This is a genomic window from Nonomuraea sp. NPDC005730 (genome assembly GCF_040630865.1).
GTDB lineage: Bacteria > Actinomycetota > Actinomycetes > Streptosporangiales > Streptosporangiaceae > Nonomuraea.
In genome coordinates this window covers 73502-99937 of the sequence record NZ_JBEXYK010000029.1, presented here as the reverse complement: position 1 = coordinate 99937, position 26436 = coordinate 73502, and the positions used below count along the sequence as shown (strand labels likewise).

Genomic DNA, 26436 nt, shown 5'->3' with positions numbered 1-26436 from the left:
TGTCGCCCGCTGGAGGCAAACCATGGCAACAACACCGCGAGCCGCGCGCGGCCACCGTGCCTGCGCGATCGTGGTCGGAGCGGGCATGGCGGGACTGCTGGCGGCCCGCGTCCTTACCGAAACCTTCGACCAGGTGCACCTCCTCGACGCCGACCGGCTGCCCAGCGGCGACGATCACCGCCGGGGCGTCCCCCAAAGCCGCCACCCGCACGCCCTGCTTCAGCGCGGTGCCGACGTACTGGAGCACCTGTTCCCCGGGCTGCGGGACGAGCTCACCACGGCAGGCGCCCCGGTCTACGACCACGGCAGCACCTTCCTGATGTGGTTCGCCGGCGCCTGGGCACCGCGGATCGACTCAGGACTGCAGATCCAGGCGTTCAGCAGGCCACTGCTGGAGTGCCGCATCCGCAGCAGAACCCTGTCCCTGCCCGGTGTGATACTTCACCCGGACACCATCGTCGAAGGGCTGCGCACCGACCGACCCGGCCGCCGGGTCACCGGCGTGGACATCCGGCGCCCCGGCCACCAACCGACCAGTCTGGAAGCCGACATGGTCGTCGTCGCGGGAGGGCGGACCGCGCGGCTGGCCTCCTGGCTGACGGCCATCGGACGGGCCGAACCCGATATCCGCGTGGTGGACGCCCGCACCGTCTACGCCTCACGCGAGTACACCGGCCTGCCCGGAGAATGGAACGGACTGGCGGAGATGGCGCTCGCCCCGGACACCACCCGCGGCGGGGCCGTCACCCGCATCGAGAACGGACGCGCCATCGCCGCCCTGCACGGCACCGCCGGTGACCGCCCGCCCACCGACGAGGCGGGCTTCCTGGCCTTCGCCCGCAGTCTCGGCAACCCCCTCCTGGGCGAGCTGCTGGCCGCCGCCCGGCCAGTCTCGCCCGTCTACCGGTGCACCGACATGGCCAACCGGCGCATCGACTACCACCGCATCCCCGATTGGCCGGAAGGCCTGCTGGCCATCGGCGACACCGTCTGCTCGTTCAACCCCGTCTACGCCCAAGGCATGACCCTGGCCGCCCTGCAAGCCCTGGAACTGCGCGCCTTCCTCCACCCCGATCGCCCGGCACCCGCGGCGCGCGTGTTCCAGCGACGGGTCCGTCGACTGCTCACCACCCCCTGGACGTTGTCCACGTGCGAAGACCTGGCTTGGTCAGGCACGGGCGGCATCGCCGATCGCACCCTGCACCGCTATCTCCGGCAGGTGCTGGCACGCATCCCCGACGACCCCGGCCTGTACCGCAGGTTCCTGCGCACCTTGCACATGGTCGCCTCACCCGCCGGCCTGCTGCGCCCCGTCCCGTTGGCCCGGAGCCTCATCGCCCCGCTCGCGCCTATGACCCACGCGTCCCTCCCTGCCCGGACGAAAGGCCCGCGATGACCCGCGCGACCGTCTCCCCAGCTCCGCTGCCGCCAGCAACCCCCAAGGCCGCCGGACGTGCGCTGTGGGCGGGCATCGGTACCCTCTGCCTGGCCGCCCAGAGCTGGGTTGCCGCCGTCTGGATCACCCGCGGCGGCCTGCACGCCGTCCCATCCAGCGGCTTGGACCTCAGTGACGCTCCACGCGTGATCGGGTGGGCGATGCAAGCGGCCATGGCGGTGCTGGTGCTGCTGGTCGTCCTGCACGCCATACGGGACTGCGTACGCGCCCGCACCGTCACCGTCGCAGCCGCTCTGGCCGCCGGATACCTGCTCGCGGCCTGGACCGATGTGCTGGTCAACTATGCCCGCCCCGCATTCGTCTACAACCGCTCACTGATCAACGTGGCCACCTGGGGACCCGCGATCCCCGGCTGGCACAGCCCGCAACCGCAGTGGCAAGCCGAACCGATCCTGGTGGTGGGGTTCGGCTTCCTGGCCGCTGCGGTCCTGGCCCACGCAACCGCCGCCGTGGCGGCCATCACGCTGCAGCGATTCCGGCTGCGAGGGCCGGTCCCCACCTACCTGACCTGTGCCCTGGCCGGGGCGCTCATCGATACCGCCGTGGAGATGCTCTGGATCCGCTCCGGTGCTTTCGCCTACCCCTACGCCATCCGCGAGGTATCACTGTTCGCCGGCCACTGGTACCAATTCCCGCTCACCCACCCGCTATTGATCGGCACAACCTTCATCGGCCCGGCGGCGCTGCTGCTGTGCCGCCACCGTCAAGGTCACCTCACCATCCTCAGCCCTCACCCCGTACGGCACGGCATGGTGACCCTGCTGGCCGGCGTCGGCATCGTCACCGCCATGATCCTGGCCTTCTCCGCCGCCACGGTCGCCCTGTCGCTCCACGGCGGCCCTCCGCCACCCGACCTTCCTTCCTACCTGCGCCTGCCGACCGGCGGCGCCTGATAGGTGAATGCCCTACGGCACCTTCGGCGGGTGGTGCATGCGCCGGCACGTAGCCGCCCATCGCGCGCGCCACCGCTGACCGACCGCCCGGTGCAGGCAGGGCCGAACAGGTCTTGCTGGACGGAAACCATCGCTCGAGGACCGCCAGGGTGGATCCGTACCAGGAAGTCTTGTAGGTGAGCTGCCGCCGCAGTTCGGCGGGGCTGGTGTCGAGAATGGCGCGGTTGAGCCCGGCCTTTTGCCACACGTTGCGTCCGGGTGATTCTACGGTGCCGTGCCGAGCGGGTCATTCCGGCCACGTGGAGGTCCTCGACCGCCACCGTGCCGAATCCGGTGGCCAGCCGCTTGGTGACTTGGTGCAGGGCAACGGCGCGGCGCACGGCGAGTTGCTCGTGCAGGCGCGACAGGCGCTTCTTGGCCTTCTCCCGCCGCGCCGATCCCTTCTGCGTGCGCGACAACGCCCGCTGAGCCCGACGCAGCCGGTTTTGAGCGGCTGCCAGGTGCCGAGGGTTGTTCACGAGCTGGGCCGAGCCGTGTCCCAGGTCTGCTGGCTGGGACAGCGCCACCAGGTGGGTGACGCCCAGGTCCAGGCCGAGCACACCGGCCGCCACCTGGCGACGGGTTGGCTTTGGGCGCAGGTCCGCGCTGCCCAAGGCTGTCATGGGCGGACCGAGGGCTGCCGACGGTGCTGCGTGCCCATCGATTGGTAACACCAGGTAGGCTGCTGCGCTGGCACCGGCGTCTGGTCATGCGTCACTGGACGGGCCTTCCCCCTTGAACGTGGACACCTTGGAGACTGGATCTTGAGGTCCGGGGGAAGAGATGTCCCTGATGGTGATGAAGAACTACCCGCCCGAGTTCAAGGCCGACGCGGTGGCGCTGGTGCTGTCCAGGCCAGACCGGACGATCACGTCGATCGCGAGGGATCTGGGGGTCAGCCGCGAGACGCTGCGGGTGTGGGTACGAGCCGCGCAGGCTCGTGGGGAAGGCGTGCAGCGCGCGGCCGGCGGGGTCAGGACCGGCAAGGGCACGCCGGCCGGGCCCCTACCCTCGGACGACGTGCTTGAAGAGGAGAACAAGCAGCTCAAGGCGCGGATCCGGGAGCTGGAGCAAGAGCGGGACATTCTGCGCAAGGCGGCCAAGCTTTTCGCGAACGAGACAAACTGGTGAACCGCTTCCAGTTTGTTGAGGATCACAAGGCGCTCTACGGGGTGAAGCGGTTGTGTCGGGTACTGCAGGTGTCACGCTCGGGCTTCTACCGATGGTTGAAGGGCGCCGCGACGCGGCTGACCCGCCGCCAGGCCGACGAGCAACTGGCCGAGCGAGTACGACGCATTCATGTCGAGCATGACGGCACCTACGGCTCCCCCCGGATGACGGCCGAACTGCGCGCGGCCGGAATCGTGGTCAACCACAAGCGGGTGGAACGGGTGATGCGCGAGCACGGAATCACCGGGCTGCACCTGCGGAAGAAGGTCCGCACCACCCTCGGCGAACCGGACGCGGCACCCGTGCCGGACCTGATCCAGCGTGACTTCACCGCCGAGCAGCCGAACACCCGCTACGTCGGCGACATCACCTATCTGCCCGTCAGCGGTGGCCGGTTCCTCTACCTGGCCACGGTCGTGGATCTGTATTCGCGTCGGCTGGTGGGCTGGTCGATCGCCGATCACATGCGCACTGAGCTCGTTGTCGACGCGCTGCAGGCCGCGGCGCACACCCGCGGCGGCCGTCTGAACGGCGCGGTGTTTCACACCGACAACGGGGGCGCAGTACTGCTCTGGGGAGTTCGCGCGGGCCTGCCGCCGGCTCGGCGTCACCCGCTCGCGCGGCGCGGTGGGCACCAGCGCCGACAACGCGGCGGCCGAGTCCTTCAACGCGAGCCTGAAACGCGAGACGCTGCAGGGCGCGCGCCACTGGCCCGACGCCCGCACCGCCCGCCTGGCCGTGTTCGGCTGGATCACCCGCTACAACACGATCCGGCGGCACTCCCGCCTCGGCCAGCTCAGCCCGATCGACTACGAGAAGACGCCAGATAGCCTGAAGTCTGCCGCCTGAAATCGGTGTCCACGTTCATGGGGGAAGCCCCGACGTCCCGATGGAGAAGGTCCAGGCGCTCCTGGGGCACGCCTCCCCCGTCACCACCCAGCGCTACGACCGCGGCGAGGCGCAGTTGGACGAGCACGCCGTCCATCGGCTCGCCGAACTGCTCACCCGGCAACCTCCTCCCGGCCCTGGCCAGACCGCCGTCGACCTCACCCCAGATCCCGCCAAGGCACAGCCGCACGATCCACGCAGCCCCGGCTCCGGGGCGGACCATGTGCAACACGAGCCACCCCTGCTCGCGCCCACCGGTGGGCCACCACCTGCGGGCGCGGCTCCCACGCCCCCGTTCACCGACGCCGTGGCGGCAGCTGCTGCACAATCGCCTGAGTCATGACGGATTGGACGTCCCCCGTGCCCTACACCGGGAATCTCGGACGTGACCGCTGGTCGCGTGCCCAGCCGAGCGTGCCCGAAGGCTTCTGTCCCGAGTGCCTGCAGCCCCTCACCTTCTAAAGCCTGACCGTGTCCGCACCGGATGGCCAGGCGGGGCGGGTCGCGATTCCCGAGTGCATGCCCTGCGATGTGGAATGGATGCCTCGCCACCTGTTCGAGCCGGGTGTTCAGGAATGGGTGCGCTTCCAGCGGATGGACATCGTCCTGGACACGGTGCGCTGGGCGGCCGCCACGACGAAGACGTGCGCCTGGCCGCCGTCGATCAGCTGAGGACACCACCGACGAAGGGGCGGACCTGAGCAAGGTGCAGACCGAGGTCAGAAGTCACGCACAGCTCAGACCCGGTCACGGTGGCATCGGCCATGCATCACCGAGGAACGAGGTCCAGTACGGCGAGGCAAAGGGGGCCCTCATGGTTGGTGAACGGGTGATGCACGACGGTGTCGGGTGACGCGGATGCCAGGACGTCCATGGCCATTGCCGCGTCCTGGCCAGGCAGGGCACCCGCTTGGCGCAGCACGACGGCGAAGAGATACGTGCGTTGTAGCGGCTGCAGGTCAGGACATGCCTCGATGATGGAATCCCATGGGCTGGCGAAGATGGGGCTGTCCTCACGGATGCGCATCGGTTCGCGCAGAGCAGCCTTGAGCGCTTCGACGGCGTCGGCGTCCGTGCGCAGTCGGCGCAGGAGCGGCTTCGTGAACAGGGGCAGAGTCCAGTCGGGCATACCCATGCGGACGCGGGTGTGGGCCACGATGGCGGGCAGGTCCTGCGGATCAGCTGTGCCGAATGCGATGGCCAGTATCTCCCCCCAATCGCGGCGCTCACGAGTCGCGGGGCCGGCACGAAACCAGGCCTCGAGGTCTCGAAGGGCGGCGATGGACACGTAGTCGCCCGGAAACAGCTCGGCATAGGTGGGCAGTTTCTTACTGACGTAGATGCTGCCAGGGCTGCGCTCAACCTCATCTGCGATAAGGATGGCCTTGAACACCTCGTCGGAGACATTCCAGGCATCTCGGTCCAGCAACGCGTCGAAAACGTGATCTTGCCAGCCGGGTGCCGTTGCGCCAAGGGTAGCCACGAGCGCACGGAGCGTTCCTTCATCGCCGCGGTTCTCATCCTTGGCCCACAGCAGGAAGTTATGATCTTGGCGGAGCGCGCCATCGGTGTCGGCCTCTGCACGAAGCATCTCCGCGATGGCGGGGGTAACGGGAGGCGACGGTGGCAAACGCCGCCATGACATGGCGGCGTTGCTCACCGGCGGTTCGGTTCTCCCGGTTAGATGTGCTGTTCAGGCGCTCGAAGAGACCGTCGCCGAAGTGGCGATGCAGCTGCTCCCAGTTCTCGGCAATCAGGTCGACCAGAATGGGGTCCACCTCATCGTTGTAAAGGACATGGAGTTGGACGCCGGGCGCCTGCCCGGCGTGGCCGATGCTCTCCAGGATGCCGTCACTGAGCGTGGGATCACCGAGCAAGAGCATGCCGATCCAGGCCAGTTGCCGACGTTCGGCGAGGGAAGGACCATAAGCGCACAGATCCTGCCGAATACGCGCGCGGAGCCATTCCATTTCGGCGGTCAGCGTGCCGGAGCCAGCCACGTCGTCGTTCACTTGCTGGTGCCGCTGGATCGCCTGAAGGAGACCGATGAGGGCGGTGCGGCGAACCTCGATGTCGGGCTCGTCGCTCCACCCCGCCATTACGTCCATGAGATCGCTCACGGCGATCGAGCTGCCTGCCAGTTCGAAAGCCAGGACCTCACGCAGCTCCGGTTCGATGTGCTTGAGCAAGTCGAGGGTTTTTATCAATGATGCGCTGGTGGCCCTACGAGCTCGCCAAGCGGTGCCCTCTCCGCCTGTCACCCCCGCTACAGGCCTGCGCTACACAGTCGCGTCCGCCGGTGAGGCCGGATCTCACCTGCGTATCTTGCGGAGCAGCCGCTCCCATCTGCTCTCGCGGGCTGCAGACGCCGGACCGGACTCTGATGCCTGAAGACGTTGGCGGGTGAGGCGTTCGCTGCTCTCGCGTCCGGCTCGGATTTCCTCATCTGTCATCTGGGGGGCCTGGTGAACACGGCCGTTCCGGATCCAGTAGTGGGAGGAGCAGGGGAAGCTCCAATTGCCGATGGAGGGAGACAGGGAGACGCTCTGTCCGTCGTAGGTGATCTTCCAGTCGGTGGGGCTCAGCGGGGTGACTGTTCGGTGTCCGCACCCGCAGGCGCACAGGTGGATGGCGATGTCATAGGAGAGGCTGACATAGAGAACACCTGATACCACCCGCTCGGGGATGTGCTCGACGAACAGGTGGTCCAGGCGGCTGGTCCAGGGGCTCACGCGGCAGGCTCATCGTGGACGAGGTGGATACCTGGAGCATCAGCGGGATGGTCGGCGTTGATGAGCGTGCTGCCGTCGATCTGGAGGATCGAGGAGTGCTCGTCGTCGAGGTCGTGGTAGAAGCCGTAGAGCTTCTTCCATTTCATGACCGCGAACGCCGCGTTGATCATGTTGAGTTCGGAAATTTGGATGTTACTGCCGTAGACCTCGTCATCAGTGTCGATGAGCGAGATCCGCTGCCGGACGTGCTCCCTTTGCCGCGTGGTGCTTGTGGTGACTCGGAGCTGTCCGGTGAGGCTACCGTTGCTCTCCTTCACGCCCATGCCGACGTCGATGAAGGAGATGCCGAGGTGTTCGAGCCGCTCGATCAGCAGCCGTTTGGGCGTGCCCTTGTCGATCGAGATGAACACGAAGTCCATCTCGTCCAGGACGCCGATCGTGTCCGCGTCGATGTGCGTGCTGTGAGCCACGATGCCGCGGTGCATGTTGCCGTAGAGGTCGGCTAGGTAGTCGACCTTGAACGGAGCCTCGCACAGCGTTTCCAGGGAAGGTGCCCCGGGCGCGCGGAAGGCGTTGTGGGTCTGGAGGACGTCGCCATCGAAGAGGTGGACTTCCTTGACGGGGGTCTTGGCGACCGCGTCCAGGATGTATGACCCGGTACCGCCCACCCCGACGATCGCGATCTTCAGGCCGGTCAGCTTCCTGGAGACTGCGGTGATCCCGGCCCGGGCCGAGGCCGTGTCGGGATAGTTGAACACCGAGTCGACCTCACCGACGAGCCCGTCCTGCTCTGGAAACGGGGTTGCGGTCGCGTTCCTGTCCAGCATCTGCGCGGGCGTCGCCAGAATCGCCGCGTACGCCGTCATCTTGGCGTGGTAGTCGGCGTAGCTTCCGGTCCGAGGCTTGCTGGAGAAGACGAACCCGGTCATCAGGCCGGGGACAGGCTCGTCGGAGATCCGCGAGTTGATGATCTTCTCCAGCGGGTTGCCGTCCACGTCACACGGCTCCTCGCCGGCGAACCGGACGGTGTGGTCGGACGGCGGGGCGGTGATATCGCCGTTCAGATCGAGGGACGACACCAACGTGCCGTACCGGACCTGCCGGTCACGCCCCACGTAGGGGACGTGACGCAGCAGGAGCAGGCCATGGACGATCTCCACGGCGTACCCGTCGCGGCAGAGCCGCGCGAGGTCCTCGCTAGGACTTGTCAGTCGCGGTGACAACGAACACCGTCCCGTCCTGGATCTTCACGGATTCCCCGGGGACCAAGAGCCCCTGGGACGGGTGCTGGTCGGCGTTCCGGAACGTCACCGTGACAGCGACGTGCGGTCCCGAGGGCACCGCGTCGCCGGCCAGAGCGACGATCTCCTGGAACGAAAGCTTGCGGTCGTGCACGGCCTTCGGCTCGCCGTTCACGATGATGTGGTACTGCCGGGCCCGCGCACTGACGGCGCCCTCCAGTTCGAACTCCTCGGTGGTCATGAGACCCCCCTTTCCCGTCCCTCCGGGACGGCTGTTGACCGCCTGATCACCAGGCGTCTCCGGCACTAGCTCTGTCTCCCTCCCAGACAAAGCCCTGACCTGCTGCTAAACATTCACGTTTACCTGTTAGGTGCACGCGTTTAACCGATCATGTGCTCAAGGTAGCATAGACCTAATGGGTAAACGCAACTGGTTGGAGTGTCCGGCGGGATGCGGGTGTACTTCGCGAGCTCCGAGCTGGCGCTCAGCTGCAACGACGACGCCGAGCGGCTTCGTACATTCGGGCCACAGCTGGCGCCGATCCTCCTGCGGCGTCTGTGCGAGATCGCGTCCGCCGGGCACCTTGCGGCGCTGCGCTTGATGCCTGCCGCGCGCCTGCGCGACGACCCCGGGGACGAGCGCGGAGGACTGCTCATCACGCTGCGTCGTGGAGCCGACCTTCGCGTTAGGCCGGGGGAAGACCCTGCGCCCACCCTGCTTGACGGTCGCTTGGACGAATCCCGTGTCAAAGAGTTGTTGGTAACGGAGGTAGCCGTCGCATGATGAGATCGTCTGTGAAGGTCCACCACGCCGAGTGCGCCGCCTACCGTGCCATCCGAAGGGAGAGTGTGCGATGAGCTCGCGTGTCGGCAAATTCGAGTTCGCTCCGCAGAGCGCCCTCCCTCCAGGGGAGACCTTGAAGGAGACCATCGAGCATCTCGGGATCAGCCAGGCCGACCTCGCGCGCCGGACCGGCCTCAGCACGAAGCATCTGAACCAGATCGCTCAGGGCATGGCGGTCCTCACCCCCGAGACCGCGCTCCTGCTAGAGCGAGCCACCCGCATCCCCGCGGAGACATGGAACAACCTTGAGGCCCGATGGCGTAGCCACCAGCAGCGGCTCCAGGAGAACGAGGAACTCGCCGGCCAACTGTCCTGGCTTGACAACTTCTCGTTGGGCGAGCTGGTCGCTCGCCGAATCCTGCCCACAAAGGCGAAATCCGTCGACAACCTCCGAACCCTGCTCACCTTTCTCGGCGTCGCCAATCCCACCGCGGGACGCGACGTCTGGGACACCTACCGGGTGGCCTTCCGCCGGTCGACGACCAAGAATGCCGACGAGTTCGCCACCGCAGTGTGGCTCCGCCTGTGCGAGTTGCGGGCTCGCCAGATCCCCTGTGAGCGCTACGACAAGGAGATCCTTCTCAGCCTTGTCCCGCAGATGCGCGCATTGACCCTGCGTGAGCCGGCGCACTGGTTCACTGATCTGCCCTCACTGTGCGCCCAGGCCGGTGTCGCTGTCGTCTTCGAGTCCGCCATGCGCAACACGCATTTGTCGGGTGCGACCAGATGGCTGGGCCCCGACAAGGTCATGGTCGCGCTCAGTGACCGGTTCAAGAGGATCGACCAGTTCTGGTTCGCGTTCTTCCACGAACTCGGTCATGTCCTTCACCATGGCAAGCGCCTGACCTTCCTCGATGAGAATCCCACCGGAGGGCAGGGGGCCACCACCGAGGAAGACGAGGCCAACAAGTACGCCGCGGATGTCCTCATCCCGCCAAACCTGGCGGAGGACTATCGGGCCCTGAAGGCTAGACCGAAACCTTTCACGAGAATCACCAGTTTCGCCGAGCGTGCCGGGATACCGCCCGGGATCGTCGTCGGCAGACTGCAGCACGAACGAAGCATCAAGTGGAGCGAGGGCAACGCCCTCGTGACGTCCGTTGACTTCGCCGAACACCTCGCTAGCAGGCCTCCCATCCTTGACTGACCTCACCTTGCCGTGGAGGACACCTCTTGCCGTGATCCAGGCAAGAGGTGTCCTCGCCCGCAGTTCCAACCGCTGGGTGAGATACCAACGCGCAGCCTCTACCGGAGGACGGAAAAATGCGGGCTGGGAATGCCCTGAAGATCTTGGTGGTCTGGCCAGGTGGGATTTCAGGATTCAGACTCGGGTCATGATGGGTCGTCGGCGGGTTCCGGTCGGGCCTGAGGTGTGGGTCGTGTGCCGGGAGATGATCCCGGCCGGGAGCGTGTTCGCGTTCCTGGCCGAACACCGGGGGAGACTGTTCCCGCCGGAGACGTTCGCGGATATGTACGCGCCGGTCAACGGACGTCCGTCGGTGCCGCCGGGGCTGCTGGCCACGGTCGTGGTGCTGCAGGCACTGCATGGGCTGTCGGATGAGGAGTCAGTCGCGGCGCTGCGCTTCGATCTGCGGTGGAAGGCCGATTGCGGGCTCGAGCTGTATGACCAGGGGGTCGAGCCGTCGTTGCTGAACTACTTCCGGCGTCGGCTAGCCCACTCGGTGGACCCGGACCGGATCTTTGCGGCCATGCGCACCGTGGTGGAGCAGACCGGGGTGCTGACCGGCCGGGCCCGGCGGGCGCTGGATTCGGCGGTGCTGCTGGATGCGGTCGCCACCCAGGACACCATCACCCAGCTGATCGCCGCGATCCGCCGGGCGGCCCGCCAGGTGCCGGGCGCGAGCGCGCTGGTGGCGGCGCACTGCCACGCTCATGACCACACCGCCCCGGGAAAGCCGAAGATCGCCTGGGACGACGAGGAAACCAGGAACGCCCTGGTGAGCGGGCTGGTCACCGACGCTCTCACCCTGCCCGATCAGCTCAGTGGCCAGGATCTGGACGAGACAGCCGAGCAGGCGGTCGGCCTGCCGGCCCCCATCGCCGGCCAGGACGTCGAACCAACTGACGACTCCGACGGCACCGACGGACGATGGCGGATCGCCCGCCGAACCACACCCGATCGGATCATCTCCACCGTCGATCCCGAGGCCCGCCACATCCACACAAGACCCAGCAGCAGCGTGACGACGGCTACAAGGCCCACCTGGCCATCGAGCCGGAGACCGGCCTGCTCACCGCCGTCGCCCTGCGGCCCCGGCGCCTCTCACCACGAGGCCGTCATCGCCCCCGGCCTCCTCGCTCACGAGCGCGGCCGGTTGCACGTCCTGACTGATGCCGCCTACGCGCAAGCGGAGTTACGCGCCGCCCTCACCGAGGCCGGGCACCGGCTGCTGATCAAACCGCCCGCACTCAGGCCCGCCGTGATCGGCTGAGTCTGCGGCCTCACCCCCCGCTTGTCGGCCCTGACGAGGTCGCGTCAGCACCTTCGGTTCCGTGTTTCCGAATGTCACCTTCAAGGGGACAAGCATGTGGCTGTTCGGGACGGCTGGCCCATCCAAATGATTCGTGTCTTCCGGCGGCGGGAGGAGAGAGGACGCTTCTGCTGCCGTGCCGTAAGGAGAGGCCATGGAGCGTCCGCCATTCACGATGTTCGCGGGAAGTGACGAGGGATTGGCTGCGCTCGACGAGCTGGTCGGGCGGTCGCTGGCGGCGGTCCGGGCCGGGTTGGCGGAGCGGTCCGGCCCCTTACCCACCGGTGGCCCGCTCCGCGTGGCGGCCGATCCCGAGGTTCTGGACGAGGCCGCGTTCCCCGAGGAGGGCGTCGGCGATGTGGCGGCGCTGGAGCCGCTGGCGCGGGCCTTCGCCTGGGGCAGCGTCGACCTCACTCACCCGGCGACCGCAGCGTTCCTGCAGTGCCCCGCCTTGGCTGTGGCGGCGGCCGCCGATTTGGTCGTGAGTGCGTTGAACCAGTCGGTGGACGTCTGGGACAGCGGACCATTCGCGATGGAGCTGGAACAGCGGGTGCTTCGGGCGTTGTGCGACCTGGTCGGACTGCCTGAGGGGTCGGCAGGCGTGATGACACCGGGCGGTTCGATCTCGAATCTGCTGGCGGTCGTGCTGGCCCGGGATGTGGCGGGGTCGCGGCTGAGCGGCCGGGATCTCTCCCACGGAGGACCACGGGAGTCGACGGGACGGCTCCGGGTGGTGTGCTCGCGCGACTCGCATGTGAGCGTGGGACGAGCGGTCGCGGCCGCCGGGCTGGGCGAGGACGGCGCGGTGGTGGCGGAGCCGGATGCCCTGGGTGTGATGGACGTGGCGTCCGTGAAGCGGGCACTCGCCGCGATTCCCGTTGGCGACCTGCCCTGCATGCTGATCGCCAATGCCGGAACGACCGATCTGGGAGCGATCGACCGGCTGGAGGAGCTGTCTGAGCTGGCCGCGCGCCAAGGAATGTGGTTTCACGTGGATGCCGCCTATGGTGGCGGGATGCTCGTGTCGAGCCGGCTGCGAGGTCGGTTCGCGGGCATAGAACGGGCTGACTCGGTGACGATAGACCTGCACAAGATGGCCTGGCACCCGGCGTCGGCGAGTGTGCTGCTGGTACGTAGGGAGGCAGACTTTGCGCCGCTGCACCGGGAGGCTCCGTACCTGAATCCCGCCGACGACGAGTCGGCGGGGCTCCCCAACCGATTGGGCCGGACCCTTGAGACGACCCGGCGAGCCGACGTGCTGAAAGTGGCCGCCGTGTTCCGCGCGGTGGGTCGGCGAGGGTTGGCCGATCTGGTGGACCGCTGCCACGACCTGGCAAGGTACACCGAGAGCTTGATCATCGCACGGACGCGCCTGGAGCTCGCCGCACCGGTCTCCCTCACCCGCGTGGTCTTCCGCTACCTTCCCGGGCGGCCTGAGCAGGCCGACGAGGTGAACGCGGCGCTGCGCCGCCGCCTGCTGAACGAGGGCCGAGCCGTACTTGGCCGTACCAGGCGCGGGGAGCGGATCTTCCTCAAATTCACCATGATCAACCCATTGGCCACCGAGCGTGACATCGATGAGCTGATCGCCGTGGTCGAAGAGGCCGGGAAGGAGGAGGAGCGCCGTGTTCTCCTGGCCTCCCGTTGACATGGCCGCGCTAAGAGAACGTCGCATGGCCCGGGTGGCCATGCTGATGGCGGAGCTCGGCGTCGACCACCTGGTCCTGGGCGGCGCCGATCACATCCGGTATGCCACGGACTTCCGTACCCAGCTCGTGAGCGAAGCCTACGACTGGTACGCGGCAGTCGTGGACGCCTCCGGAGAGGCGGATCTGTTCGTGCCGTACGTGGACGAGCAGGTAGCCCGGCCAGGCGATGTTCCGGAGTGCGTACGGGCTCTGCACCCGTTGCCGTCATGGGCCCCCGCCGCCTGCCATCCCCGCCGCTGGTCGGAGGCGATCGGGAACGAGCTGCGGCGGCGCGGAGCCCGGCTCATCGGCTACGAGGGGGTGGATCCGGCGTTGCTGGGCGGGGCGGGGTCGAACACTCGGCCGGTCGCACGCGAGCTGTTCATCCTGCGGGAGATCAAGGATGCTGACGAGATCTGTCTGCTGGAGGCGGCGAGCAGGGCCAATGAGGCGGCCATCCGGGCGGTGATCGAGGAGGCCCGGCCGGGGATGACCGACCACGAGCTGCTCGCCCGCGCCGCCGCAGGCCAGCACACGGCCGGAGCGGAGTTCCTCACCCATGCGGTGTGCAACGTGCGGAAGGTGTCAGGGAGCTGGTTCGCAGACGGCTCCGCCCTCGCCCCGGGGCAGCCCTACTTCCTCGACATCGGCTGCTACGGGCGCGGAGGTTATGCCTCCGATCTTGCCCGCACAGGCTTCCTCGGCGAGGTGCCGGACGAGGTAAGGCGCGCCTACGACCGATTGCTCGTCGCGCACATGGCCGGGCAGGAGGCGGTGCGCCCCGGGGTGCGCTGCACCACAGTGCATGCGGCGATCAACGACTGCCTCGCTCGTCAAGGCATGCCAGGTACGCCGTACTCGACCGGGCACGGGGTGGGATTGCGCGCGTGCGAACTGCCGACCATCCACCGCGCCGACAGGATGGACGAGGACCGGGTGCTGCGGGCGGGACAGGTCATAGCCCTTGAACCCGAGACGACGGTCGAAGTGGGCGAGCACCTGTTCGTGCTGAAGGTGGAGGACGATTTCGTTGTCGAGGACGGCGGGCTGCGGCCGCTCGCCGCGACGGCATCGGCGCTCAGCTGAGCCATGAACGCGCTGCTCGCTCTGGCCGCCGCCCTCTCCTACGGGGTATCGGACTTCTTGGGTGGGCTGGCCGGCCGGCGTCTGGCTGTGGCCACGACATTGCTCATCGCCCAGGTGACCGCGGGCCTGTTGCTGGTGGTCACCCTCGGGCTCGTCCCTGGCCGGCCGCTCGCCGCCGACCTGGCCTGGGGCGCGGTCGCGGGCCTGCTCGCCGCGACGGGCGGAGCGCTGCTGTACGGCGGACTGGCCCGCGGGCCGATGTCCGTGGTGGCCCCCCTCAGCGCGGTCTGCGTGGCAGGGGTCCCACTGGCCGCGGGACTGGCCCTTGGCGAACGCCCCGGAGCTGAGGGCATGGCCGGAGCCGCGCTGGGATTGGCCGGTGTGGTGCTGGTATCCCGGCCCCCTCCTTCACGGGACGCGGCACGACGGGGCCGGCTCGGGGTGACGGTAGCCATGGCGTTTGGGGCGGGCCTGTCGTTCGGTGCGTTCTTCGTCGTGCTTCCCCACACCCGGCCCCAGGCAGGGTTGGTTCCGCTGCTCGTCTGCTACACGGTCTCCGCGCTGGCATTCGCGGCGGTGCGGCTGCGGCCTTGGCTCGCGCGCGAGCTGCGAGAGCAGCTGGCGGCGGCCGGGTTCGCGGTGGCAGCCGGAGCGCTGGAGGCGCTGGCGCACTGCTGCTACCTGTTCGCGACCCGCGGCGGGCTGCTCAGCATCGCGGCCGTGCTGACCGCCCTGTACCCGGCGGCCACCGTGCTGCTGGCACGCTTCGTCTTGGCCGAACGGTTCAGCCGCATGCAGCGGATCGGGCTGCCAGTGGTCGCTGTGGCGCTGTGCCTACTGGGCTGGGCCAGTCCGGCCGACGGCTGGCCGTCGTCGGTCAGGTGACGTGGATCGTCAGCGGCGGCACGGAGTACACGTTGGGCAGCCCCAGAAGGGGAGCGTCCGTGACGACGACCGGTGTGAAGGTCAGGTCAGTGCCTGGAGTGGTCGTCTGAGGCACCGTCACCGACCAGGCCACCGTACGGGTTTCTGCAGCCGGGATCGTGACGAACGTTACTCCGCCCTCGACGCCCTCTGCTGCGCATATGTTCGGCAGGCCGCTGTCGGGCCCCCCGCAGATGGGGCTGATGAAGCCGGCGAGCAGCGGCAGGGCGAGGTAGTCGAAGTCCGCCGCCGTGGCGGTGGTGCCGAGCTTGTTGGTATAACGCACGGTCAAGGTGACCACCTCCCCCGGCTCCACGTGCGCGTCGCTCGCGCTGAACCGGAATACTCCGGCGGGGTCCTGCACCGATGGGCCGGTCATGGCTGAGGCCGGGGCGGCGGCGAGTGCGGCCGGAGCACTGAGGAACAGCACGCCGGCGGCGGCCAGCAGAGCCAGCATGAGCCGGCGAAGCGAACAGATCACGACGAGACTCCTTGATCGATCGGAGGTTGAGCAGAAGGCGTCGGCCGGGCCCTCACGCCCGGAGAAGCGCGAAGGCCGGTCGGAGGAATCAGTTTCAGAGGGGCAGGATGGCGAAGGTGACGTTGCCGGAGGCCTTGGTGACTCCCGGTGGGGCGAGGCAGTCCAGAACGTCGGGCGTGGCGATGACGGTGGTCTGGACGACCTTGTGCCCGACATAGCGACCGCTCAGGACGCTGCCGGTGCCGGTGATGGTGACGGTGCCGCCAGCGATGACGCGGACCTCGCTGACGGCCAACGTGCTGGTCTGGCCGTTGTTCCAGGTGATGGTCTGCAAAGCGTTGCCGAAAAGCTGGTTGAGCAGGCAGCTGTTGGTGACGGTGGCGTGCAGTTCGGTGTAGCCGTCGAAGACCTCGGGGTCGCCCAGGCAGGTCGCGTACCCGATCGACGCGGTGAACTGCACGGTTTGCGGGGTCAGGAGCAGGCCGGGGTCGTACTGCTGGTCGACGTTGCCGGTGCACACCATCAGCGGGTCAGCGGCATGCGCCGGCTGGGGCGTGAGCACGGGGACGAGCAGGGCGGCCAGCATCAGCACCAGAGTGGCGACGAGGCGGAAGAGGCGGCCATCGGCTTGGGCTGTGGGACGGAGGGCTGGATTGAGCATGAAGGTTCGCCTTCCTGCGTCGTAGGTGTGGAATCGGCGATGGTTGTGGGGGTCGCCGGAGGCTTGGTCGGTGCGGGGCGGCCGGCGCCTGCCTCGCACCCCCCGGAGGGCGAGCGCAGGATCAGGAAGGGGGACGCGACGCCTCGGTCGCACTTGGGACCCGGCGGGCAGTGGAGTCGTCCATGTGATCTTCGACGGCAGAGCGCTTGCTCAGCTCCGGTCACGGAGACGGCCGGCGTCCTGCGGGTTGTCTCCGTGACCGGATGCGGCTCAGTAGGCGACTCCCATACTGGCGAAAGTGTTGCTGTAGTCGCAGGTGTTGGCAGTGGGACAGGTCCGGGTGGCGGTGCCGGCTCCACCTGTGAGAGTGGCGCCGGAGATGGCCGTCATGGTCGCGACCATGACGTTGGGAAGCGGGCCGAGGTAGGAGAGGGTGCCGTCGTAGACGACGGTCCGGACCAGGTCGTCATGGGCATCGACGAAGTCGACGGTGTAGGTGGGGATGTTCACCACGACGTTCGCGGCGCTGCCGGTGACGCTGCCTGACGTGGGCCGGACCTCGCCGCGCACGATGCTCGGGTCGGTGACGGACACGCAGACGTTCCAGGTGCCGTCGCCGACGGCGTGTCCCGAGGCGAAGTTGACGTCGATGTCGTGATGGACGCTCTCGCAGACCACCGCGAACGTGTCCTGGGCGGAGGCGGGTGGGGAAGCAGCCAGGAGGGACGCTGCGCCGAGCGCGGAGATGGCGAACAGCCTACGAATATGCATGGGGGCCCTTTCGAGGGTGCGTGCAGCGTTTGACGAAAAGGAACAGTGATGGCCGGCGAGGTCTCGTCCGAGAGCGCGACGCCCGGCATGTCCTCACTGGGTATCGGTGCCGGTGATGGGGGCAGGACGGCGTGGCGGCCACTACGCCGCATGGATTCGGCGTTGCTCAGAGCAGACGGCACGGTGGCTGCCAGAGCCAGGCCGACTACGAGCCCGGTGAGGAGTCGGCGGATCGCGGACAGGGGCCAGCCACCTCTTCTGTCAGCCGATGTGGCTGGATACCCGAGATTTCGGCGAACGCCCTAGATGGACGTGATCTCTAACGTGACGGTGGAGTAGATGCTGGAGACGGTGCCGAGGCCGGCGGTACACAGCAGTACATCGGCCGAGGGGCCGGTCACGGTTTGCAGGACGCTGTCGCCGGCGAACAGTCCAGAGGTGACCGTGCCGGTGATGGTCACGACCAGGGCCGCGCCCACGATGGTGGTCGTTCTGTTGCCGGACACGGCACTGGTCTGGCCGGTGTTCCAGGTGATGGTGAATGTTGTCGTGCCCGCGCCGAGCAGGTCCAGGCAGGACCGGACGGAGGTGTTCTGGGCTCCGCGCGAGCCGGCGGTGAGGCCGGACACGCTGGTCGACAGACATGGCCCGTATTGCGTCGAGGCGGTCAGGGTGCTCGACTGGGCGGTCGGAGTCAGTGGTGGATCGTAGATGGCGGTGTCACTGCTGGGCGGAGAACAGGTGACGTCCAGGACACCGGCTGAGGCGGCCCCGGGGAGCAGCATGATCCCCGATGCGACCGAGAGCAGAATGGCGAGAATATGCACCAGTCGATACATCGAACGGCGCTCCGTTCGTTCGGGCAGATGAGTCGTCCGCCGAATCGCCAACCGGTCGGCCGCCGGCGTTGTGCCGCTGGTGCCCGAGCCATGGCTTTCAGCCGGGGCGGACGTGCGGGCTGTGACCGCTTATAGCGGAACAGGAGCCCGAAGGTCGGCTTAGTTGTGCCGTTCCAGACGTAAAATGTCGTAGACCGGCTTGCTGTCGACATAGGCGCGCACCTCGACGATGGTGTCCCCGTCGAATCTGCATACCCACACGTAGATCTGATCGTATGGCTTTCCGTCCAGCGCGACCGTTCTGCTGGTCATCTCGCCGATCGCGATGTCACCGTCGATGTGCACCCCCTCGATATTCATCTGAATACCGTTTTCGGTGAGCGGCGTCAGCCGCTCGTACGTCGCCCGGCGGAAGTCCGCCTTGCTGTGGTATTCGCCGGCCAGCGGATGGTTGCCGAGCAACAGCCACCGCACGTCGTCGGCGACCTGGTCGAAGAATCTGCTCGACGTGTCGGGGCTCTCGAGGTTCCTGAACAGTTCGTTGCGCTTGTCGCGTAGTTCGTCGGGCCGTTGCATGTTGTCTCCTGAGGTCGGCCCCCGGCCCGGCATGCCACCGACGCGTCACGTGGGTCGCATGCCGGGTTCGCCGGGAGGGGTGCTCTAGAACTTGGCCAGGCTGGGCCACTGGTCGAAGCCGCCGGGGCCCAGGACGACGGTGTCGGTGTGGGGTTCACCGCCGGTGACGGAGATGCGCACCCACTGGTTCCCTGAGAACACCCAGAACTGGCTGTGCTCATTGGGGACCGGGATGACCGCGTCGACATGGTCGAAGCCCTGCAGGCTGGGCCATTCGTCGAAGCCGCCCGGACCGCGCACGACCTCGTCGCCGTGCGGCTGGCCGTCCTTCAGGGCGATCCGCACCCAGTGGTTCCCGGAGAACAGCCAGAACTGGCCGTACTGGTCGGGGACGGGAATCGCGGCGTCGATCTTCTCGAAGCCCTGCAGGCTGGGCCACTGGTCGAAGCCGCCGGGGCCCAGGACGACGGTGTCGGTGTGGGGTTCACCGCCGGTGACGGAGATGCGCACCCACTGGTTCCCTGAGAACACCCAGAACTGGCTGTGCTCATTGGGGACCGGGATGACCGCGTCGACATGGTCGAAGCCCTGCAGGCTGGGCCATTCGTCGAAGCCGCCCGGACCGCGCACGACCTCGTCGCCGTGCGGCTGGCCGTCCTTCAGGGCGATCCGCACCCAGTGGTTCCCGGAGAACACCCAGAACTGGCCGTACTGATCGGGGACGGGAATCGCGGCGTCGATTTTGTTGGCCATTTCTTCCCCTTCTCTTCTCGATCGCCCGCCGATTTATGCGGGTTACCCTCATCGTATCCGGAGAATCCCATCGACCAATGCCTGCCGACCTTTTTTGATTTGCTATTTTGCCGAAATGTCAGCGGAAAATCAGCGGAGTCCGCGGAGAACGATTCCCAGAGCGTCATGTGGCGCCGTGAAGCAGTAGAAATGGTCTCCCGGAAGGATGGCGACCTCGAAATCCCCGGCAGTATGCCGTTTCCATTCCGGCGCCCACCTGCTGTCCATGTCCGGGTCGGCCGCACCATGCATCGCGGTGACCGGAGCGGTCAATCGGGCCATGGTCGGGTCGCGGTAGGAGCAGAGCATCGCCAGGTCGGCGTCGAGTGTCTCCGTGGCGAGATCCGCGAACTGTTCGCGTTCGTCCTCCTCTGGTCCCCCGGGCAGCCAGCGGACCCGGGTGTCCGAGCGTTCTGCCGTGGTCACGGCGGCTATCCGGGCCGGCGGTGGGCTGCTGGAGACGAAGAGGTGCTGGGGAGCCGCGTGGCCGAGGCGCCGCAGCGCGTGGCACGTCTCGTACGCCAGTATCGCGCCCATGCTGTGCCCGAACAGTCTGTATGGCTGGTCGGTCACCCATTGCAAGGCGAAGGCGATGTGCTGGGCCATGGTCAGCACATCTTCGGCCGGTGGTTCGCCGAGGCGGTCTTCCCTGCCCGGATAGGCCACGCCCCAGAGTTCGCATCCAGAGGGGAGATGCGGCAGCCAGTTGCGAAAGGCGCTGGCACCGGCACCGGCGTGCGGAAGGCAGAGCAGTCTGGTCGAGATCGCGCCGCGACCGCCCAGCCTTCTCAGCCACTGCCCTGCGGGACCTCGCCCGTTCGGGCTGATCGGCGACTCGGTCACTACCGCTCTCCGAGGTACGACCCGCTCCGGGTCACCAGCTCGGCCATACCCGCCACCGTGGCTGCCTGCAGCAGGGCACGGAAGGGGATCTCGCGCCCGAAGCGGACACCGACGGCCGTCGAGAGACGCATCGCTCGCAGGCTGTCGCCGCCCAGGTCGAAGAAGCGGTCATGGCGTGAGGTCACCGGGCGGCCAAGGATGCGCGACCACTCCTCGGCCAACGTTTCTTCCGTACGGCCCTGGGGTGGTTCCGCGGGCGCGGTCGGCGCCTCTGGCGCCCCCCAGGCCGCCAGCGCCTGACGATCCACCTTGCCATTGCTGCCGAGCGGGAATTCGGGCAGCACCAGGTAGTGCGCCGGCCACGCGTACTGGGGCAGGCGGCTCTCGGTGTGCCGCTTGATCTCTGCGATGTCCATGGTCTCGCCTGCCGGCAGCAGGTAGGCGATCAGACGTCGGCTTCCACCCAGACCGGCGGCCACTGCAACGGCACGCGCGATGGCTGGGTGCGCTGCCAGAACTGCTTCGATCTCACCGAGCTCGATGCGGAAGCCATTGATCTTCACCTGGTGGTCGGCGCGTCCTTGGAACTCCAGGAGGCCGTCAGGCCAGTACCGGCCCAGGTCTCCCGTCCGATACCAGGGTTGCCCGCCATGCTCGACGAAACGCTCCGCCGTACGGGAGGGATCATTTCGGTAGCCGCGAGCGACCCCTGCCCCGCCGATCCACATCTCCCCCGTGACCCACTCGGGCCGGTCCCGGCCCTGCTCGTCAACTACGCGATATCGCTGGTTGCCCAACGGGCGGCCGTAGGGAATGGACGGCCATTGGGGATCGACGCGATCCACCTGGAAGTAGTTCGAGTAGATCGCTCCTTCGGTGGCGCCACCGCAGCCGACGAACACGCAGCCGGGGACAAGCGCGTGCAGTCGGCCAGGAAGGTCCATGCTGATCCAGTCGCCGCCGGTGAGCACCAATCGCAGGCTGCTGGGTGCCTGCCCCGTTTCTTCCGCGGTCGTGATGAGCATGTCCAGCAGTACCGGCACCGAGTCCCACACGGTGACGGAGTGGTCGCGGAGCAGTCTCACCCACGCCTGCGGCTCGCGTGCCGATTCGGCGCCGGGGATCACCACGGCGCCACCGGCCATGAGCGGACCGAAGATCTCGTACACGGACAGATCGAAGTCCAGTGCGGAGATGGCGATTCCGCGGTCGGAAGCGTCGACAGACCACCGGTCGTTGATGTCCTCCACCGTGTTGACCGCCGACCGGTGTGAGATTTCTACGCCTTTCGGCGAACCTGTCGAGCCTGAGGTGAAAATGATGTAGGCCAACGAGGAGGCCGGGACGGCGACGGGACGGACCAGCGGCTGGGCGGCGGCGGCCTGTTCCAGCGCCACCTGCCCCGGTGCGGTACGGTCGCCGATCGTCAGGCGCACGCCGGCGGTGCGCCGGATGGCCTCGTGGCGTCGGCTGGGCTGATCCGGACCGATCGGGACGTAACATGCACCCGCCGCCAGGATTCCGAGTACGGCGGCGATCTGGTCGATGACGTCCGCAAGGGAGACAGCGACCGGCTCGCCCGCGCGGACGCCCCTCGAACGTAGCAGGCCGGCCACTCGAAGCGCACGATCGGCCAGGGTGCCCCGGGAGACGATGGACCGCTCACCGATCAGCGCCGGCTCGTCCGGATCTGACGCGGCCAGCGCGAAGAAGCGCTCGTGCAGAAGCCACCCGCTCTCCGCTCGCCGGGTGTCGTTGACCAGGGCCCTGGTACGCCGCTGCGCCGCAGGCAGGTGGACCGGAGGCTTGTCGTCCCAGTTCGACGTGGCGAAGGCGGCCAGGACGTCGCCGCAGTACTCGGTCATCCCGTCGAGCATGCCGGGCGGGAAGATCTCCTCGGCCGCGTCCCAGGACAGCCGCACCCCGCCGTCCTCCTGTTGGGCCAGGCAGTCGAGCCACACCTGCGATGTCTGGGTGATCATGCAAGAGAGTCGCCCGAAGCAGCGTTGGGCCCGGTCGGGGATCAGGTCGACGTCGAGCAGGTCGGTGAAGACCACTCCGACTGGCGACACCGTTTCGTGCCGCTCACGCCATAGACGCCGCAGGGCCGCGGGAGCCGGTGCAAGGCGTGGCGACATCGCCGCGAGACGGCCCTGGTGTGTGATCTGCGCCAGTTGGCGGAGACTGACAGCGCTGTTCGGGGCGATGCTGAGCAAGTTCAGGCGGGTGAAGTCCCCCACGATGCGTTGAGCGTCGGGATGCGTCGCCGAGCGATCGAACGACGGCAGATTGAGCAGGAAATCCGGGCTTTGGCTCCACCGCCCCAGGGTGTGGGCGTAGGCAGCTAGCAGCACGGACCCCCCGCTCAGGCCCTCCGCGCGCGCCTTCCGCGTGATCTGCTCCCACAGCGCGGGAGAAAGCGTCATGTCCCGACGGGTGAAGCGGGCTCCGGAAACGCTCAGGGGAGCCTTGAGCAAGGCAAATTGGGGCGGCTGCAGGCTGCGCCCCTTGGTCAGACGCTCCCACCCGCGAATATCCGGTTCGGCAGGCTCAGGGTTCGCTTCCCGGTAGGCGGTGAAGTCGTAGTGCAGCGGAGGGAGGGTCCCGTCCGCGAGGTAGAGGTCGGTGAGATCGGCCAGCAGGATGCCGAGGCTCGGCGGGTCCGCGGCGAGCAGGTCCACATCCAGATGCAGTCGTGTGGCGCCGCCCGGCAGGAGCGACAGCCGTATGTCCATGACCTGGCCGCGATCCACCTCCAAAATCTGGGACGTCATGTGATCACGGACGTCGTCCGGGCGTGCCGTGCGTGCTGTCGTCAGCCGCCCGACCGGCCCTTCCAGCGGCGTGCCGTGATCGGCCTCGTGGGAGAAGGCCGTGCGGAGCAGGGGATGCCGAGCCTGCAGGCGGATCAGAGCGGCGTCCAACCGCTCCGGTTCCACCCCGTGCCCGTCGAACTCGACGTACATGTGGCAGCCCACACCGCCGGCGGGCTCATCCACGCGGCGGCCCAGCAGGTAGGACTGCTGGACTGATGTCAGTGGAAAGGGCTTCGTGGAGACGAACCGATCGCTGGGCGGGGTGACGCTGTGGCTGCGTGACATGGGATGTCCTCCTCTCTGGTCTGCTTCTACGTCAGCCCTGACGTGCTCGGCGCGTGGCCTCCGCGATGATGGCGATGCCTTCTCGCGCCTCCTGCTCGTCGAGGGTCAACGGAGGCATGATCCGGACACAGTTGTGGAACGTTCCGCCAGATCCCACCAGGAGCCCTCGTTCCCGGCAGTGCTCCTGAATGTCCGTCGCCATCTCAGGAGCCGGGCGCGTCGTCCCTGGATGGGTGTATTCGACGGCCTGCAACAGCCCCATCCCGCGGACCTCGCATACCCAGGGCTCGTCCTTGAGCTCCTGGCGCAGCCCCTCCAGCAGAAGGGCACCGGTTCTCCCCGCGCGGGCCGGCAGGTCGTGCGCGTCGATGTAGTCGAGTGTGGCGTGGGCCGCGGCGGTGGACAGGGGGTTGCCACCGAAGGAAGAGATCGACTGTGCGTCGTATGCCGACATGATGTCCTTGCGGGCGACCACACCGCCCATCGTCAGGCCGTTTCCGACGCCTTTGGCGAAGGTCAATATGTCGGGTTCGATCCCGTACCACTGATATCCCCAATAGCGGCCGGTCCGTCCCCATCCGGTCTGGACCTCGTCGGAGATCATCAGGATGTCGTTTTGCTTGCATACCTCCTGGTAAGCGGCTAGTTGGCCGGGTGCGGGGGGAATCGCACCGGCGATACCTTGGACCGGTTCGACGATCATGGCGGCCGTGCCCTGCGGCGTGGCGGTGTTGATCAGCTCCTCAAGGTCCTCGACGCATGCGCGCACATACTGCGAGTCGTCGAACGCTTCCATGCCTCCGTGTTTACGCTCGCCGCTACGCGCGAAGGCGACTCGAAGGGGAGACAGCCCTTGCGATTGCCAAGACCGATCGCCGGTGGACGACAATCCACCGAACGTACGTCCGTGGTAGGCGTACCGGAGCGCGATGATCTGCTGGCTCTGCCGGTAGTGCGTGGCGAGAAGCAGCGCGGTCTCCACCGCCTCACTACCGGAGCAGGTGAAGAAGACCATGGCGTCAGGGATGCCGGACAGAGCCGCGATCCGCTCGGCGACTTCTATCTGAGCACGGATCAGATAGAAGGTGGAGGTGTGCACGACCCCGGTGCGCAGCTGTGTTTCCAGGGCTTCGCGGAGCTCGGGGACGTTGTACCCGAGGATATTGGTGGAAATGCCCGAGTAGAAGTCGAGGTAGTCGTTCCCGTCCGAGTCGGTGACCCGACGCCCTCTGCCCTCGACGATCTCCAGAGGGTTCTGGTAAAAGAGCGGAACCCAGGGCGGCAGCACCGCGCGGTGGCGTCTGAGCAGGTTCTCGTTGCTGGGGCTGTGCGATTCCATGCTACGGAGTCCTTTCGCGTGCGCGGTCCTGACGCCGCAGCGCATCACGGAGCAGGTCGAAATTGCTGCGAGCGGCTTCCAGGTTGTTGCTTGCTGTGGTGATCGTCCTGTCCAGCAGTTCGGGCGTGCGATCGGCGTGATTGATGACGTTGAGCAGGTTTGCGGCCACGAGCATGGCCGGTCCGGCGACCTCGACGAACATCCGGTCGTGAACGGCAAGCGCCTCCGGCAGCTCGAGGGCGGTGCGGTTGAGCCGGTCATTGAGCATGACCGCCCACCATCGCGCGGCAGCCTGCCCGTCGTGTCCGGCCAGCTCGAGCAGCATGGCCAGATAACCCGTCCCCACGTCGCGCAGCCGGCTGAGTCGTAAGTCCTGGCAGGCGGCCTCGACGGCCGCCAGCAGTGCGCCGAGCAGGTATGCATCCGTGGGGATGCCGTCTCCTCTCTCGCACACACTTGCGTGGCCCAGTTCTGCCAGTGCGGAGGAGGCCTGTTCCGTCGTGATCAACAGCCCTTGGTCGTGCTCTCCCATCGGGACCTCGCCCTTCTGTCGGTGGGTAACGAAGCCGCCTCTGAACGAGGCGCTCAAGCCTGGGAACGGTTGAGAATGTGGAGCATCTGCCTTTCGAGCGCGGGCGACGGCGACAGACCGGCTTCTCTGGCGAGAGCCACTCGGGCAAGGTGGTAGATGCCCAGCGCGTCCGCCGGGCGGCCCGCCCGGCAGAGGGCGGACATGAGCTGGGAGTAGAGCCGTTCCTCCAGCGGATTCCGCAGCACCAGTGCCTCGAGCTGAGGAATGATCTCGATGTGACGGCCCATGTCGAGACTGATCTCAACAAAGCTGGCAGTCATCAGCATCCGTTGACGCTCCAACCGCTGAGCGGCCTGATCTCTCATCGGAGCGGACGGCACGTTCTGCAGCGCCGGGCCGCGCCACAGTTCGAGCGCCTGGCGGAGCAGTGCCATCGCATCCTTCGGACTGGTGGACAGCAGAGCACTGGCCTTCGCACAAAGTTCATCAAACCGAACGGAGTCGATATGGTCGCCCGAGACCAGCAACGCGTATCCCGGAAACCGAGTCTGCAGTTCTATCGGCACTCCGGAGTCGGCACACCACCGCTTCACGGTGTGCCGCAGTCGAGATACATGCGCGTGCAGGGCGTTCTCCGCATGATCCGGTGGATCACCCCGCCAAAGCTCGACGATGAGATCATCCACGGACACCACCTCACCGTGTTTGAGGAGCAGAACGACAAGCAGACTGCGCCTCTTCCGGCCGGTGATCTCAAATCGATCGCCGTTCAGGCTGACTTCCACGAGCCCCAGCAAGTCAAACGAGATCATTTCGGCCCTCATCTCAAATGATTCATTTCGCCAAAGCGGGGAGAGAAGATAAAAGATCATTCGGCGGAGTCGCGCCGGGAGCGCGCTTCACAATACTCTGCAAACTCTTCTGATCAATGGCCCTTGTCTTTGAGCGTCGCAACCGTCTCCGACTTCTTCGGAGCTCCCGGCCTACCCACTGTCGATGACATGGAGGTGACACAGCGCTGACGCGACTCTGACATCGCCGACCGCAT

At 67.3% G+C, this 26436-nt stretch carries 26 protein-coding genes and 1 pseudogene; 11 read left to right on the top strand and 16 right to left on the bottom strand.

Features of this window, described 5'->3' with window-relative positions:
• The first annotated feature begins 22 nt into the window (after positions 1-22).
• Both ABZ444_RS28875 and ABZ444_RS28870 read left to right on the top strand, forming a co-directional pair.
• Positions 23-1396 (top strand): NAD(P)-binding protein, encoded by a 1374-nt coding sequence (locus tag ABZ444_RS28875; protein ID WP_358003273.1) that lies wholly within the window; start codon positions 23-25, stop codon positions 1394-1396.
• Positions 1393-2349, top strand: coding sequence for a spirocyclase AveC family protein (locus tag ABZ444_RS28870; protein WP_358003270.1), 957 nt, complete (start codon positions 1393-1395; stop codon positions 2347-2349). The genes ABZ444_RS28875 and ABZ444_RS28870 overlap by 4 nt, the downstream gene beginning before the upstream one ends.
• On the opposite strand, the gene ABZ444_RS28865 is transcribed toward ABZ444_RS28870, so the two are convergent.
• A complete protein-coding gene (locus ABZ444_RS28865; protein ID WP_358003267.1) occupies positions 2319-3011 on the bottom strand; it encodes a transposase in 693 nt (230 codons plus the stop codon). The genes ABZ444_RS28870 and ABZ444_RS28865 overlap by 31 nt on opposite strands.
• Before the next feature lie 169 nt (positions 3012-3180).
• Here ABZ444_RS28865 and ABZ444_RS28860 point away from each other — a divergent pair.
• The 3 genes and pseudogenes from ABZ444_RS28860 (at position 3181) to ABZ444_RS28850 (ending at position 5118) form a co-directional block, all read left to right on the top strand.
• Positions 3181-4407: pseudogene (locus tag ABZ444_RS28860) on the top strand (IS3 family transposase).
• A 40-nt stretch (positions 4408-4447) separates the two neighbouring features.
• Positions 4448-4789 carry a hypothetical protein gene (locus tag ABZ444_RS28855; RefSeq protein ID WP_358003265.1) on the top strand — a complete coding sequence of 114 codons (342 nt, stop codon included), beginning with the start codon at positions 4448-4450 and terminating at the stop codon, positions 4787-4789.
• A gap of 197 nt (positions 4790-4986) precedes the next feature.
• Positions 4987-5118, top strand: coding sequence for a hypothetical protein (locus ABZ444_RS28850; RefSeq protein ID WP_358003262.1), 132 nt, complete (start codon positions 4987-4989; stop codon positions 5116-5118).
• A gap of 97 nt (positions 5119-5215) precedes the next feature.
• Here the strand turns inward: ABZ444_RS28850 and ABZ444_RS28845 are convergent, their stop codons facing one another.
• Positions 5216-6037: a hypothetical protein gene (locus ABZ444_RS28845; protein ID WP_358003259.1), complete on the bottom strand. Its 822-nt coding sequence runs from the start codon at positions 6035-6037 to the stop codon at positions 5216-5218.
• Positions 6038-6044: 7 nt separating this feature from the next.
• On the opposite strand from ABZ444_RS28845, the gene ABZ444_RS28840 reads away from it, so the two are divergent.
• The gene (locus ABZ444_RS28840; RefSeq protein ID WP_358003256.1) at positions 6045-6656 is read left to right on the top strand and encodes a hypothetical protein; all 612 of its coding nucleotides are present in this window, start codon (positions 6045-6047) and stop codon (positions 6654-6656) included.
• Positions 6657-6758: 102 nt separating this feature from the next.
• Here the strand turns inward: ABZ444_RS28840 and ABZ444_RS28835 are convergent, their stop codons facing one another.
• The 3 genes from ABZ444_RS28835 to ABZ444_RS28825 are packed head-to-tail and all read right to left on the bottom strand — an operon-like array spanning position 6759 to position 8660.
• Positions 6759-7178: a DUF6527 family protein gene (locus ABZ444_RS28835; RefSeq protein ID WP_358003253.1), complete on the bottom strand. Its 420-nt coding sequence runs from the start codon at positions 7176-7178 to the stop codon at positions 6759-6761.
• The gene (locus ABZ444_RS28830; RefSeq protein ID WP_358003250.1) at positions 7175-8401 is read right to left on the bottom strand and encodes a ThiF family adenylyltransferase; all 1227 of its coding nucleotides are present in this window, start codon (positions 8399-8401) and stop codon (positions 7175-7177) included. Before ABZ444_RS28830 ends, ABZ444_RS28835 begins: the two co-directional genes overlap by 4 nt.
• Entirely contained in the window at positions 8376-8660 is a 285-nt protein-coding gene (locus ABZ444_RS28825) for a multiubiquitin domain-containing protein (RefSeq protein WP_358003247.1), read from the bottom strand. Before ABZ444_RS28825 ends, ABZ444_RS28830 begins: the two co-directional genes overlap by 26 nt.
• A gap of 613 nt (positions 8661-9273) precedes the next feature.
• Here ABZ444_RS28825 and ABZ444_RS28820 point away from each other — a divergent pair.
• The 5 genes from ABZ444_RS28820 to ABZ444_RS28800 all read left to right on the top strand — a co-directional run bounded on the left by ABZ444_RS28820 (position 9274) and on the right by ABZ444_RS28800 (position 15414).
• Complete coding sequence (locus ABZ444_RS28820) at positions 9274-10410, top strand: helix-turn-helix domain-containing protein (protein ID WP_358003244.1); 1137 nt, start codon at positions 9274-9276, stop codon at positions 10408-10410.
• 262 nt (positions 10411-10672) lie between these two features.
• Positions 10673-11716, top strand: coding sequence for a transposase (locus ABZ444_RS28815; RefSeq protein ID WP_358003241.1), 1044 nt, complete (start codon positions 10673-10675; stop codon positions 11714-11716).
• Positions 11717-11909: 193 nt separating this feature from the next.
• Positions 11910-13403, top strand: a complete 1494-nt coding sequence (locus tag ABZ444_RS28810) for a pyridoxal-dependent decarboxylase (protein WP_358003238.1) — start codon at positions 11910-11912, stop codon at positions 13401-13403.
• Positions 13404-13443: 40 nt separating this feature from the next.
• Entirely contained in the window at positions 13444-14529 is a 1086-nt protein-coding gene (locus tag ABZ444_RS28805) for a M24 family metallopeptidase (RefSeq protein ID WP_358003296.1), read from the top strand.
• Between the two features lie 3 nt (positions 14530-14532).
• Positions 14533-15414: an EamA family transporter gene (locus tag ABZ444_RS28800; protein WP_358003235.1), complete on the top strand. Its 882-nt coding sequence runs from the start codon at positions 14533-14535 to the stop codon at positions 15412-15414.
• On the opposite strand, the gene ABZ444_RS28795 is transcribed toward ABZ444_RS28800, so the two are convergent.
• The 11 genes from ABZ444_RS28795 to ABZ444_RS28745 all read right to left on the bottom strand — a co-directional run bounded on the left by ABZ444_RS28795 (position 15407) and on the right by ABZ444_RS28745 (position 26200).
• On the bottom strand, positions 15407-15934 hold the full coding sequence (locus ABZ444_RS28795; protein ID WP_357986349.1) for a hypothetical protein: 528 nt from the start codon (positions 15932-15934) through the stop codon (positions 15407-15409). The two genes, ABZ444_RS28800 and ABZ444_RS28795, sit on opposite strands and share 8 nt — an antisense overlap.
• A gap of 94 nt (positions 15935-16028) precedes the next feature.
• Positions 16029-16595, bottom strand: a complete 567-nt coding sequence (locus tag ABZ444_RS28790; protein WP_357986346.1) for a hypothetical protein — start codon at positions 16593-16595, stop codon at positions 16029-16031.
• A 270-nt stretch (positions 16596-16865) separates the two neighbouring features.
• Positions 16866-17366: a hypothetical protein gene (locus ABZ444_RS28785; RefSeq protein ID WP_357986343.1), complete on the bottom strand. Its 501-nt coding sequence runs from the start codon at positions 17364-17366 to the stop codon at positions 16866-16868.
• A gap of 302 nt (positions 17367-17668) precedes the next feature.
• Positions 17669-18205 (bottom strand): hypothetical protein, encoded by a 537-nt coding sequence (locus tag ABZ444_RS28780; protein WP_357986340.1) that lies wholly within the window; start codon positions 18203-18205, stop codon positions 17669-17671.
• 159 nt (positions 18206-18364) lie between these two features.
• A complete protein-coding gene (locus tag ABZ444_RS28775) occupies positions 18365-18781 on the bottom strand; it encodes a nuclear transport factor 2 family protein (RefSeq protein ID WP_357986337.1) in 417 nt (138 codons plus the stop codon).
• 84 nt (positions 18782-18865) lie between these two features.
• Positions 18866-19534, bottom strand: a complete 669-nt coding sequence (locus tag ABZ444_RS28770; RefSeq protein ID WP_357986334.1) for a hypothetical protein — start codon at positions 19532-19534, stop codon at positions 18866-18868.
• 129 nt (positions 19535-19663) lie between these two features.
• On the bottom strand, positions 19664-20416 hold the full coding sequence (locus tag ABZ444_RS28765; RefSeq protein WP_358003232.1) for an alpha/beta fold hydrolase: 753 nt from the start codon (positions 20414-20416) through the stop codon (positions 19664-19666).
• Positions 20416-23517: an amino acid adenylation domain-containing protein gene (locus ABZ444_RS28760; protein ID WP_358003229.1), complete on the bottom strand. Its 3102-nt coding sequence runs from the start codon at positions 23515-23517 to the stop codon at positions 20416-20418. Before ABZ444_RS28760 ends, ABZ444_RS28765 begins: the two co-directional genes overlap by 1 nt.
• Positions 23518-23548: 31 nt before the next feature.
• Positions 23549-24856: an aspartate aminotransferase family protein gene (locus ABZ444_RS28755; protein ID WP_357986325.1), complete on the bottom strand. Its 1308-nt coding sequence runs from the start codon at positions 24854-24856 to the stop codon at positions 23549-23551.
• 1 nt (position 24857) lies between these two features.
• Positions 24858-25445: a hypothetical protein gene (locus ABZ444_RS28750; protein WP_357986322.1), complete on the bottom strand. Its 588-nt coding sequence runs from the start codon at positions 25443-25445 to the stop codon at positions 24858-24860.
• Entirely contained in the window at positions 25442-26200 is a 759-nt protein-coding gene (locus ABZ444_RS28745; RefSeq protein ID WP_357986319.1) for a BTAD domain-containing putative transcriptional regulator, read from the bottom strand. Before ABZ444_RS28745 ends, ABZ444_RS28750 begins: the two co-directional genes overlap by 4 nt.
• Between the last annotated feature and the right edge of the window lie 236 nt (positions 26201-26436).